The organism is Cognatiyoonia sp. IB215182, assembly GCF_033963905.1.
Taxonomy (GTDB): domain Bacteria; phylum Pseudomonadota; class Alphaproteobacteria; order Rhodobacterales; family Rhodobacteraceae; genus Yoonia.
In genome coordinates, this window is record NZ_JAXBMB010000004.1 from 76,038 (window position 1) to 88,675 (window position 12,638).

At 59.4% G+C, this 12,638-nt stretch carries 10 protein-coding genes; 1 reads left to right on the forward strand and 9 read right to left on the reverse strand.

From position 1 onward, the window contains the following. Positions 1-15: 15 nt before the first annotated feature. The 9 genes from SLH47_RS09060 to SLH47_RS09100 all read right to left on the reverse strand — a co-directional run bounded on the left by SLH47_RS09060 (position 16) and on the right by SLH47_RS09100 (position 11,954). Positions 16-2,292: a TRAP transporter fused permease subunit gene (locus SLH47_RS09060; protein WP_320239162.1), complete on the reverse strand. Its 2,277-nt coding sequence runs from the start codon at positions 2,290-2,292 to the stop codon at positions 16-18. Positions 2,293-2,391: 99 nt separating this feature from the next. Continuing rightward, positions 2,392-3,378 carry a TAXI family TRAP transporter solute-binding subunit gene (locus SLH47_RS09065; protein WP_320239163.1) on the reverse strand — a complete coding sequence of 329 codons (987 nt, stop codon included), beginning with the start codon at positions 3,376-3,378 and terminating at the stop codon, positions 2,392-2,394. A gap of 177 nt (positions 3,379-3,555) precedes the next feature. Continuing rightward, entirely contained in the window at positions 3,556-4,890 is a 1,335-nt protein-coding gene (locus SLH47_RS09070; protein WP_320239164.1) for a sigma-54 dependent transcriptional regulator, read from the reverse strand. Then, entirely contained in the window at positions 4,890-6,740 is a 1,851-nt protein-coding gene (locus SLH47_RS09075) for a sensor histidine kinase (RefSeq protein ID WP_320239165.1), read from the reverse strand. The genes SLH47_RS09070 and SLH47_RS09075 overlap by 1 nt, the downstream gene beginning before the upstream one ends. Positions 6,741-6,801: 61 nt before the next feature. Next, positions 6,802-7,566 (reverse strand): FkbM family methyltransferase, encoded by a 765-nt coding sequence (locus tag SLH47_RS09080; RefSeq protein WP_320239166.1) that lies wholly within the window; start codon positions 7,564-7,566, stop codon positions 6,802-6,804. Next, positions 7,563-8,627, reverse strand: a complete 1,065-nt coding sequence (locus tag SLH47_RS09085; protein ID WP_320239167.1) for a glycosyltransferase family 4 protein — start codon at positions 8,625-8,627, stop codon at positions 7,563-7,565. The genes SLH47_RS09080 and SLH47_RS09085 overlap by 4 nt, the downstream gene beginning before the upstream one ends. Continuing rightward, positions 8,627-9,556 carry a lysylphosphatidylglycerol synthase transmembrane domain-containing protein gene (locus SLH47_RS09090; RefSeq protein WP_320239168.1) on the reverse strand — a complete coding sequence of 310 codons (930 nt, stop codon included), beginning with the start codon at positions 9,554-9,556 and terminating at the stop codon, positions 8,627-8,629. Before SLH47_RS09090 ends, SLH47_RS09085 begins: the two co-directional genes overlap by 1 nt. Next, positions 9,553-11,205: a sulfatase-like hydrolase/transferase gene (locus SLH47_RS09095; RefSeq protein ID WP_320239169.1), complete on the reverse strand. Its 1,653-nt coding sequence runs from the start codon at positions 11,203-11,205 to the stop codon at positions 9,553-9,555. Before SLH47_RS09095 ends, SLH47_RS09090 begins: the two co-directional genes overlap by 4 nt. Beyond that, positions 11,202-11,954 carry a CDP-alcohol phosphatidyltransferase family protein gene (locus SLH47_RS09100; protein WP_320239170.1) on the reverse strand — a complete coding sequence of 251 codons (753 nt, stop codon included), beginning with the start codon at positions 11,952-11,954 and terminating at the stop codon, positions 11,202-11,204. Before SLH47_RS09100 ends, SLH47_RS09095 begins: the two co-directional genes overlap by 4 nt. An 88-nt stretch (positions 11,955-12,042) precedes the next feature. On the opposite strand from SLH47_RS09100, the gene SLH47_RS09105 reads away from it, so the two are divergent. Next, entirely contained in the window at positions 12,043-12,597 is a 555-nt protein-coding gene (locus tag SLH47_RS09105; RefSeq protein ID WP_320239171.1) for a cytochrome b, read from the forward strand. Positions 12,598-12,638 lie beyond the last annotated feature (41 nt).

Genomic DNA, 12,638 nt, shown 5'->3' on the forward strand with positions numbered 1-12,638 from the left:
TCCGCCCACGCAGCCCTAGTCTGCACCGCGCACTGGCACCGCAACGCCTTCAGCGCTCGGGCGGAACACCTTCTGGATCGCAAAGACCGCAGCTGCCGTTCCGAGGCCGATAAGATCACTGACAAGCCCACCTTCGATCATGAAAAGCGCCGCCGCAAACAGCGCGACCCGCAGATACCAGACCGATCGCGCGCCAAGGAACCAGCCTTGCACACCCGCACTCAAGAGGAAGACCCCAAACGTCGCGGTGACGCCAGCGCGCAGGATTTCGAACGTGGTTCCATCCATGAGGATCGCGGAATTGTAGAAGAACATGAACGGCACGATGAACGCGGCGATGCCGATCTTGAATGAGGCGACGGACGTGCCCATCGGGTTCGCCCCACTGATGCCCGCCGCCGCGTAGCTCGCGAGGGCCACGGGCGGCGTAATGGCCGAAACAACTGCGAAGTAGAAGACAAAGAAATGCGCCGTCAGTTGCGGAATACCCAGCTGGACAAGGCCCGGAGCGACGACCGAAGCGGCAACTGCATAGGCTGCTGTCGTCGGCATGCCCATACCCAGCAGGATCGCGATGCACATCGCAAAGACAAGTGCCAGAAGCTGCGATGCAGCTGCCAGATCAAGCAAAACGGAAGAGAACCGCGCGCCCACGCCTGTCAGGCTAATCACGCCCACGATGATGCCCGCACAGGCGCAGACCGCGATGATCTGGATCGACATGACACCAGCCAGCTCGAACGCTTTCAAGATCGATCTGATCCCCATCCGGTGCGGCGTCAGCCAACTGACCACAGCCGCGGCCACGGTCGCAAGCGTGCCAGCGCGGATCACCGAATAACCCACAAACAAGGCGACGATCAGAATGATGATCGGAATGAACAGGTAGACCTGTGCGAGGAGCCGCTTGAAGTTCGGCAGCTCATCTTCGCGCATGCCGCGCATACCCAGCTTGGCGGCCTCAAAATCGACCATGAAGTAGATGGAGGCGAAGTAGAGGATCGCCGGGATGATCGCCGCGATAGCGATCTCCTGATAGGGGATGCCGGTAATCTCCGCCATGATGAAGGCGCCAGCGCCCATGATCGGCGGCATGATCTGCCCGCCTGTCGAGGCCGCAGCTTCAATTGCGCCAGAGGTCCGTTTGTCGTAACCGACCTTCTTCATCAGCGGGATCGTCAGGGAGCCTGTGGCGACCACGTTGCCCGCCGATGTCCCGTTGATCATGCCCATCAGCCCGGACGCAAAGATCGCGACCTTTGCCGGCCCACCGCGTGCGCGGCCCGCGGCAGCAAAGGCGAAGTTGACAAAGTAGTCACCCACTTTGGACGCCTGCAGGAAGGCCGCGAAGATGATGAAGAGGATAATGTAGGTGGATGAAACCGCCGTTGTTGGCCCCAGAATACCTGCATCCGAATAGACATGGCCGAAGAAACGCTGCCAGCTATAGGGGTTCTGCACGGCCAGAATCCCCGGCAACAGATGGGCGGTGAATGTATAGGCCAGAAAGACACCGGTGATGATCACCAGCGCCAGGCCGGCAACGCGCCGGGTCAGTTCGAGGATCATCGCACTGCCCGCTGTGGCGGCGAAGGCCACACCGACCGGCACAAAAGGCGTGCCGACAGAGTTGCGGGCGGCCGTCCCATAAATTGTCACCAGATAGATGGCCACCGCGACGGCAGCCAATGACAAAACGATGTCGGACGCGGCGATGCGCCCGCGTTCCCGTCGCTCTACCCAGCCCAGCACAATGGCGCCGAGCGTGGCGATCAATAGCGGAATACCGAACCAGCGGACCTCGGTCGTGTAAATCTCGGTACCAGCGAAGGCGGGCCATGTCGTGAGGCCCCCCATTTGCGGCAGATCGCCCGATGCGATTTCATTCGCAAACCCGATGGCGGTGACGATGCTGACAGCGGCGCAAGCCGCCAACAGTGCTGCCACGCCAGAAAAGATGTAACCTGAACGGCCTTCGCCCTCGCTTAGAAAAGTGCGAGACGAAAACAGCAAGAAGCCCAGGATCAGCGCGCCCGCGATGTGAACGATGCGGAAGTTCCATGTCTCCAGCGGGAATTGCGGCAGGAAAGGAACCTCAATCCCGGTCAGGGCGGAGATCGACACACCGTTCAGCGCGGCCATGTGAAACAGCGCATAGAGCGTGGCGACAGTCGCAATCGCGATCTGCGTGCCTCCCGAAAAGATGCGGCGATTGCTTTCGACCGGTTCGTCGTCAATACCCTCGGCAAGCACCGTATCGGTCTGCCCGTCCGCGCGATTGGCGTCCGTCATGGTCTTCCCTCCCTGAAAGCGCCGCCCGATCATTCAAGCGCCGGGCGCCGCATAAGATTTGCCCCGCCGCCAAGTCCTGGCGCCGGGGCATAAAGCAGATCAGCCGCCGAAGATCATGTCGGCGGGGATATCCGCGCCGGCGTTTTCGGTGAACCATTCAGCCGCACCAGGATGCCACATCAGAACGCCGTTCTTGTCCCAGTTCTCGGGCAGTGTGGAACGTGCCGCACGGTGAATGTTCACCATCCGCTCATTGTCCGACATCACCACTTCAACCGCGGCTTTCACAAAGCTCGCGGGCAGGTCGCAGTTCGCAATTGCGAAGTTCCACATGGAAACAGAGCGTGCATCAGCCTCAAGCGTTGTGTAAGTGTCTGCAGCGATTGAGAAATCCGCAACCGGGAAGGCCGCGAGGATTTGTGCCTGTTCGTCTTCCGTGAACTCGATGATGTTCACATCCGTTTGCACCTCAAGCTGGCTCACGGCAGGTACCGGAACACCGGCAGCAAAGGCGATCACGTCAAGCAGGCCGTCCTGCAACTGACCGCCAAGGTCAGACCAACCGCCGTTACGACGTTCAAAGTTCACGCCAAGCTCTTCCATCATGCGCGGGAAATAGGTGTCGGATGTGGACCCGGCAGGGCCAAAACCGATACGCGCACCATCGGGGATATCCGCGATGGATGTGATGCCCGACGAGGAAAGTGCGGTCACCGAGAAAGGCGTCTGATACATCGGGAACATCGCGCAGGCATTGGTCATCTGCAGACCGGGCGCGATCGGGTTGGTCCCTTGCAGCGATTCAGCCGCCGGTCCCATTGTTGTCATGCCAAACTGCGCCTCGCCAGTATGAACCAGCGCCATATTCTGCATCGGGCCGCCGGTGACCTCACCACCGCCGGTCAGACCAAGCTCTTCTGCCACAAGATTGGCCCAGCCAGAGCCATAGGCAAAGTAGGTGCCGCCCTGTGATGCCGTACCAACGGTAAAGCTTTCCGGCCAACCTGTCCGGTCTACATGACCGTCTGCAAACGCGATAGAGCCGCAGACCGTCACAGCGACGGCTGCACTAACGATTGATTTCATGGTGTCCTCCCAAATGGACTTTACTGTTGTGCCCGTACCAATGGGTCGGACGCGCGTCATAATGGGTCTGCAATCGGCGGGGGCAAGGGGCCGCACGGTTTTCTGATCGGCTGAGAACGGTTTTTGCCGAAGAATGGGTGAAGACGGTGATTCTGGATGCACAGGATGTGTAGAATTCTACACATCACCGCCGTCAGAGCCGAAAGGACGCGTCAATCCATGACGCTTCATCTTGTCATAAAGCGTTTTTCGGGACACGCCGAGTGCTTCGTAGGTCTCTTTCAGACGCCCGCCATGCGCAGCAATGGCCGAGGCGATCAGCCCGCGTTCGTAATCGGCCAGCTTCACCGCAAGGTTGCCAACGTCGTTGCTCACGGCGCTTTCGCCAATGCCCAGCACCAGACGTTCCGCGAAGTTGCGCAACTCCCGCACATTGCCCGGCCATGCCCGCCCAGCAATGTCGATTTGCTGTTCAGGCGAGATATGCGGGACGGGCTTGTCATGGCGCGTCGCAGCCTGGTTCAGGAAGTGCGCAAGAAGTGCGGGAATATCCTCGCGCCTTTCGGCCAGGCTTGGCATGTGCAGTGTGACGGGATTGAGCCGATAAAGCAGATCGGGCCTGAAACGACCCTGTGCAACAGCCGTCTCAAGCGGGGTTTTGGAAATCGTGATCACCCGCAGGTCAAGCGGAATGGGCTCATTCGCACCAAGCCGTGTGACGTGGCGGTTGTCGAGTACGTTGAGCAGCTTTGCCTGCAAACTGAGCGGCAGATCGTCGATTTCATCAAGGCAAAGCGTACCGCGATGCGCATGCTCAACCCGGCCAATACGCGCGCGCATGGCACCAGGATAGGCGCCCGCCTCGTATCCAAAAAGCTCACTTTCAATCAGGGTTTCCGGTAGGCCAGCACAATTGACGTGGACAAATGGATGGGCCGCCCTGTCACCGGCAGCGTGGAGCGCGCGTGCGGCCACCTCTTTACCCGTGCCTGTATCGCCGGTGATCAGTATATCCGTTTGCGTATGTGCAACTTCAGCCAGCCGCGTTCGCAGATCACGCATGACTGCGCTGCGGCCCGGCAGGCGCGCGTGGATGGCATCGCCGGACGTGATCTGTCCTTTCAATGCGCGGTTCTCCAAGGTGAGCCGCCGGTGATCAAGGCCGCGCCGTACGGAGGTCAACAGTCGTTCAGCTGCCCATGGTTTTTCGATAAAGTCGTATGCGCCGTCCTTCATGGCCGCGACCGCAAGTTCGACATCGCCATGCCCGGTGACCAAAATGACGGGCAGTTCTGCGTCCATCTGCTTTATCGCATGTAACAACGCCAAACCATCCATACCGGGCATGCGGATATCCGTGACAACAACCCCCGCATATTCAGGGGAAAGCGCATCAAGTGCCGCGCTTGCCGTGGAGTAGCAGGCGCAGCTCAAGCCATCGAGATCAAAGCTCTGTGCTGCGGCAAGGCGCAGATGTTCCTCATCATCGACAAAGACGACATCCATCGGCATCACTCTGCAATCATCGCCGCAGGTTCGGCCCGATTGAGGCTGATCGTAAACTGCGCACCGCCGTCCGGGTTGTTCGTGGCACTCAGCTTTCCACCAAAATCCTCAACGATATTGTACGAGATCGAAAGGCCTAGCCCCAGCCCGGCACCGGGAGGTTTGGTTGTGTAGAAGGCGTCGAAAGCCTGCTCCATCTGCGCTGTATCCAGACCGGCGCCGTAATCCCGGACGTGAAGCGCAACGGTCGTGGCATTCTCTTCTATGGTTACGATAACATCCCTTTTCACAGCTCCCTCTGCCGCGTCGATGGCGTTGCTAAGGATATTGACCACCACCTGTTGCAGCCGCAATCGCCCGGCCATGACGGCAGGCGATCTGTCGGGGGGGGCAAAATGAATGGTGGCACCCGCCTGCCGGGCACGCGGTTCGATCACGGCAATCGCGTCTTCGATAACGTCGGCGATGGGCACGGCACTCAGCGTCTCACCCGGTTGTCGGGCGAAGTTGCGCAGGTGCTTTGATATCGCGGCGACCCGGTCAGTCATATCCGAAATCCGCGCCACGTTCGTACCAACCTCTTCCAGACGCCCGCGTTGCAGATAGGTGGCAGCGTTATCGGCATAGGATTTAACGGCGGCCAGAGGCTGGTTGATCTCATGAGAAAGTGCTGCGGACATTTGCCCCAGTGCGGCAAGCTTGCCGGCTTGCACCAGGTCCTTTTGGGTCCGGCGCAGGATGTCTTCGGTCGTGCGGCGCTCTTCGATCTCACGCTCCAGGCTTTGGTTCGCGGCACCAAGGGCGGCCGTGCGATCGCGCACCAGCGCCTCCAACGTATCGCGTTGGCCTTGTTCCGCACGTCTACGTTCTGATGCGCGCAGTCGCCTTTGGATCAGGATAAACGCAATCAACGCGACCACGGCGATAGAGAGACAAAGCAACACGATGGTTTGGAGCGTCTGTGCACGGACGGGTTCCAGCGGGCTTAGCACGATTGCATGCCAGCCGGGCAGGTTCAGCGGCTGGCTTTGCGATAGGAATTCCAGCGCATCCTCGTCATCGCCAAGCGTGACCTGCACCGCCCCTTCGCCCAGCACATTTGCAGAAAACGGGATGGGTTTGACGGCCTCCAAGGGGAATTGCCGTGTTTGCGCGATTTCTCTTAGATTGGGGGCGGCAAGCGGGGTCAACGCCCGCATTCGATATGCGGGTTGACTCGATAAAAACGCGATGCCCAGCGGGTCGGCCACAATGATTTCGAATGGTGCTTCGGCCCACGTGGTCTCAATGGCATTGACCCGCACCTTGACCACAAGCACGCCAATAATCTCAATCCCGTCCAGCACGGGCGCAGAAAAGTAGAACCCGCGTTCAAGGGTGGTGGTGCCAAGCGCATGGAACATCGCGGCCTGACCCGACAACGCGTCCGAGAAATATGGTCGAAATGCAAAATTCCTGCCGACGAATGACGTGTCTTCGCGGTAATTGCTGGCCGCAATTGTCAATCCATCTGTATCCAGAATGTAGATTTCAGCTGTGCCCAGCTGGTTTTGCAGATTGCGCAGCTTTTCGTTCATGAATGGCACGACACCGGACGAGGCACTGTCGCGTAACAGCGCAATAAATCCGGGATCGCTCGCAATCAAAGTGGGAAGGGGCGAGAAGCGCGCGAGGCTTTGATCCATCGCCTCTGAGACTAGGCGTAGTGTCGCGGCACCATCGTCCTGACTGCGCTGCACTTGCGCGGCAAAGATCCGGGGAAACAGTACAAACGCGATGGACGCGATCAACAACGCGCAACCCAGAAAGGCCGCGATCTGGCCGAAGCGCGTTGATCGATAAGCGTGTCGTTTCATGCTGACCGAGAATATGCGACGCCGCGCAACTTGCAAATCCCGGCAAGCATTTGCCAGTGATCTAGAAGCTGCGTCGCGCGAAGATATCGCCGGAATTGGCTTTCGCGGGCAGGCCCATCAAATCGCGTGTGACCGTCCCAGATCCAACCCAATCGCTGTAGATCAGGGCATGTTCCTCGCCCAGGCTGAAGTTGAACACATAGTCGCCCAGGTCTTGCAGCCGTTTCAGACATCGCAGTGCAACATCTCGCTGGATTGTCGTGAACTCAAATGACAGTGCAGGCAATGGCATTGTCAAACCGTCCAACACATCGGCTTCGAACCCTTCAACATCGATTTTTACGAAATCTGGGACGCCATGCTTTATGATGAGTTGGTCGAGCGTCGTGACAGGCACGTTGATCTTGCTGTCCCAAACCTGTCCCTGCCATTGGGCCGAACCGCGCGCGGCTTCGATGAGATCAGGCGACGCGGTGGTGATGGTTGGGTTGTCTGAATTGACGAAGAGGTCGAGCGTACCGGGCGTCGCCCCAACGGCAGCACATTCCAATGTCACGTCATCTGTCTTGCCGTAAAGCAGGCGTAAGGCCCGGAAGACGCGCGGTTGCGGTTCAACCACTACAACGGACGCGCCCAGCCGCAGAAAGCTGCCGGTACGGTCGCCGATATGGGCACCAATGTCGAATGTCAGGCTGCCGGGATGCACAAACTGCGCATTCAACCGGTCCATGCGTCGCGTTCGTTCGGCATCGCGGTAATAGACATCGAAGGATCGCGAGAGTGTTGTTTTCGCGCTTTGCGGGGAACGGGAAATGGTTTGGGTCATGCCTGCACCTGCTTTGGTTCTGAAAAATGCTGCTTCAATAAATCTGAGAAAATCATCGCTGTATCGTGCCAACCGGGGCGGGTCTTGCCGAACATGGCGGAGGTTGACGCGCAATCCTGCCGCGCCTGTTCGTCGGTCAAAAGCGCTCTCAATGCCGCGGCAAAGGCGGCTGGTTGGTCGGGCGGCACAAGGCGCCCGGCACCATTTGGCACCGTGTCGGCCACAGCCCCGGCATCACAGGATACGATCGGCAACCCGTGCACAAGCGCCTCATCAAAAACGATACCGTAGCCTTCATACCGGGTAGCGAGAGCAAAGATACTGGCCTGCTGGTAAAGCTGACCAAGCGGCTCTTGTGCTACCTGACCCGCAAGAGTGACCCGATCTTGTAGGCCCTGTGCGAGCATCAGCGCCTGCAGTTGTTCCGAATACGCCTGATCCAGCGCGGCGCCGACGATAGTCGCGCGCCAATCAAGATCTCTGATCTGGCCGAGTGCGCGCAACAGCACGTCATGCCCCTTGCGCGGCAATTGGATGCCAACTGACAGGATCAGCGGTGGCGTCGTGGGCTGCCTTTGCCCTTTGGGCTGATCAATACCCGGTCTGGCAATGGCGGTGCGGTCCGCTGGAACGCCGTATTCCGTCGTGAGGATCTCAGCCGTATGCGGGCTGGGAACGAGGACACCCGCAACCTGGGAAAGGTTCGCGCGTTCGCTTGCGAACAGGGCATCGCGCATCTCCGGGTCTAGGCCGCTTTCCTTTGACAGTGGGTGATGCACCAAGGCGATGATCGGAGCTTTGATGCCCGTCACCCCTGCGGGGTCCAGCGCACCGAAGGCGAGCCCGTCGATGATCACCGGGCAGTCGAAGGGCAGGTTTCGCAATTGCTCCAACGCGTCGGCCATCTCTTGGGCGGTGGGGTTCGGGAAGCCTGCGGGCAGCGCAATGTGATCGACCTGCCAGCCGAGATCGCGCAGTTCCTGCATCACGCGACGGTCATAGATATAGCCGCCAGTGAGCGTCGTCAGATCACCGGGTACGGCAAACGCAATGCGACCCATCATCGTTTTGCAATCATCGCCAGAAACCCTGGCGTCACGGCGACGAGAAGTGCCAGACCGAAGAGGATGCTTGCGGCCACAGACTCGGCCACCGGCACACCGGCAATGGGCAAAAGGGCCGCGGCACCCGTTTCGCGCGCACCCCAACCGCTGACCGTCAGCGGGATCAGCATCGTGAACAGGATGAGAGGGACAACGGCCAACAGCACGCCCAGTTGCAGATGCTGGCCCACCGCCCACGCACAAAACCCGAAGGCTGCCAGGTTGCAGGTCGCGATCATGATGCCAAGGGTGACTTGCGCGGGCAGTACATCACGCGATGCCAGTGCGCGCAGCCCCATATCGATCCAATGTGCGACGGACGGTTTCAATGCGCGGATGGGGCCGCGTAGGGCAGCAAGCCCAATAAATCCGAGGGCGATTAATCCGATGGTGAGGCCAATGGGCCCGGCATAGCTGGGCGGCCAATCCAGCCCGCCCGCTGTAAAGTATGTGATGACGAATGCGCAAGCGAGGCCGGTAAACATGATGATCTGCCCGGCGAGTCGCTCCAGCCCGACCGCAAGACCCGACACGGCAAGGCCAACGTCTGCGCGAGCACGCACTGCCCGCGCCGCATCGCCGACACAGCCGCCGGGCAGGGATTGGTTGACTGCCTGCGACAAGAAGTACTCGTGCACCGCTTTGCTGAGAGGCAGCGTTTGACCCAGCGCTCCGGCAGTGACTTTCCACCTCCATGCCGACAGAATTGTCTGAAAAACCAGCGTGATAACAGCTGCAGCGACCCAGCCGGGATGTGCACTGCCAAGCGTGCGCGCAATAGCGGCGCCGTCTGCCGCCGTCCAAAGCAGAACGATGAGCGCGCCAGTCAATGCAAACTGCCCGATCCGCCAAAAGATGGGAGGAATGGGGACTGCGATCATATTCATAATCCGGCCTCTGCCACTTGAGCTGACGAAAGCGATTGCAACAAATGCGCCCGCATATCAGCCATGGAGCGGATATGTGCCTGATCCCGCGGGATTAAGCCAGAAGTGAAGTCCTTATCAGACAAAGCATTTACCAAGTGTTGTGGACCGATGACATGCATTGGTACATGGGGACGCTCGTCCATCGCGACAAACCCTGCCGCCTGATGATCGCCGATGACGATCAACAAAGGGGGGTCATGCGCATGCACGGCCGCGTAGTCGAACACGACCTGCAGTGCATAATCGACGGCCAAACGGTATTGGGCGCGCACCCGATCATGATCCTTCCAGACAACACTGGGGGGGTCACTAACCTCAAGCAGTTCGTCAAAAATGGTGCCGTCGCCCAGTGCGTCCCAATCCATGAGTTCGGGGATGGGTACCCAGGGCGCATGCGACGATCCAAGGGCAACTTGTGTGAAAAGATGCCTTTCGTCGATCACTCGGCGCGGCAGCAACCGGTCCATCGCAGCAAAGGTGAACTGATCAGGCATCGTCACCCAATTCAGCGCCAAACCCTCATAGCCCAGATCCTCAGCAGCCAGAATAGTGTCAAATCCCATGAACTGCGCTTCGGGCCAATCCAGGGTAATCTGCGGCATCACGGCTGCGGTGTGAAACCCTGCCTGTGCTGCCAGATGGAACAGCGTTTGCCGCCCGCTACTCAGCACCGCGCCATAAGCGGTCTGGTTATCGACCCAAAGACCGTTGGCGAATGTCGCATGCGCAAGCCAGCTTTGCCCGCCTTGTGTGGGTGATGTCAGCAATGTCGATGCCATGGAAAGGCCGAGGCTTTCCAATTCTTCCTCTGCCGTTTCCAGGGTTGCGCGGTGCAGGTCGGCATAGAAGGGCGTATCAATGCTCGTCCGGCCATAGCTTTCGACAAAGACAACAATGACATCCCGGTCGACCAGATCGAAAAGGTTGGGCTGATTGGCAAAGGGGTCCTCCTGCGCGGCGCGGCGGAAGGCACGCAGATCGGCCAAGGTTTTATTGGCCATCTCGATCCGCTCAACACCCACACGCGCGGTGAATGCCGTTGCGGGCAGGTTGTAGGGTAGCGCCCAGCGTCCCATTTTTTGGCCGACATCGGCGATTACAAGGCCAGAGGCCACAACCGCGCCAAGGCCAGCGAGCGACGCGACAATTGTTGGCCGTCTCAGTGACGACCAGAACCTGCATGCCCACCACAGGGCAGCAGCAAGCGCGATGATTGCCAGCACAAAACCCGCAAGAGCTGCGTTTGCAGCGACCCTGCCAAACGATCCGACAATCAGATCATGCAGTGATCCGACCAGAGGCAGATCAGCAACGGGGTTAAACCCTCTGCTGAGGCTCGTGAACATCACGAAATCCGCAACCTTTAGCGTCGCGATCAGGGTTAGTGAGGCGACGATGATGAGCCGAAATAGGGCACCAAGCCGCCGGTTACCAATCGCGATCAACGCCAGGACAATGGCCGGCAGCTCCAGCGGAACAAGCAGCAACGCATCCCATGCCATGGCACCGGGGTGGTTGGGCTGGATCAACACCAGATGCAACAACCCGGCCGAGAGCGCGGCCAGAAAGACGGCGCGCAACGGCATATGTTGCCAAAACTGCTTCATCGCGCGTGACGCCACAGCCAAAGGATGTCGCGTCCAAAGGACCAAAGCAGCGCCGCTGTGACAGCCAAGATCACCAGATCAAGCCGTCCGTCCGCCAGAAACGGCACCTGCAGCGCGATCAGGGCGGCGATCTGAAAGACGCAGACCGCTTTGCGCGCGAAGCTGTCGGGCAGTGCATGACCCAGCCATGGCCAGGCCAACCGCGCGGCGCCAAAAAGATAATAGGGCAGGCCCAAGAGCACGACATATACCCCCGCCGCACCGTTGATCGCCGCAAAGATCGCCAGGACAAGTGCAAAGGCCGCATCAACCTCTACATCAAAGCGGGCACCGAAATCTGAAACGAGGCCCTGCTTTCGCGCAAGCCAGCCATCTACGCCATCAAGGCACAAGGCGATCACGGCCAGTGCAAAGGTGACCCATGTGGGTGCCAGCCCCTGCAACAACGCCGTCAAGAGGATGCCGACGATCACCAACCGGCCCAGTGTTGCGATGTTGCAAAGGCCCAGTGCTGCATGGGGGAAGTCAGTCACAAGGCTGCGCGCGACGAGGATGGTCGCCATGAGATAGGCGGCGAGGCCAATGACCACCGCAGCTGTCGCACTCCCGATCATCAGAACGCTGCCCAGCAGCACAACCACACCGCCCGAAAGGGCGGCCACAAAGAATGCGCCAAGCGGTGACGAGACGCCATGGCCCTGCCCGGCAAGCCCAGCGTCCTTCGAAGAATATGCGCGTATCGTTTTCATAGCGTGCTCTTTTTTGTCCGTGTTCGAGAATAATACGCCCGGCCCCCGCGTATTATTCTCGACGCTGGAAAGAAAAGGAGCGCAAATCATGACCACGACAACAAAAAAGTACAGCGGAACGTCCCGTTTGATCCATTGGATCATGGCCGTTCTGATCCTTGGCATGATCGTCGTGGGCTTTCTGATGGTGCAGGAAGGCTGGAGCCGTCCGGTCCAGAACACCATGTTCATCAGCCACAAGAATATCGGTGTCCTTCTGCTGATCCTGATCTTTGTGCGCCTATTTAACAGGTGGCGGAACCCGCCGAACCTCGCGCCGGTAGAACTTGACCCGATGCAGGAATTCGCGGCCCGCATGGCGCATTTCGGGCTTTATGCGTTGCTCTTGATCATGCCGCTGGCAGGCTACATCCGCGTCAGGGCGGGTGGTTTTCCGATCGAGGCTTTGGATGCGCTGGGGATACCAACATTAGTGCCACGCTCGGAAGCTTTGGCAGAAGCGGCGAAGATGGTCCATTTCTACGGGGCTTACGCGATCACGGCCCTCGTCGTGATGCATATCGGGGCTGCCTGTTTCCACGGGCTGGTGCGCAAGGACGGCGTGTTCTCGCGGATGTGGCCACCGGTCGGCAAGGGTGCGTGAGGTCTTCCGAAGCTGAGTGATTAATGGTCGGTGCGAGGCTT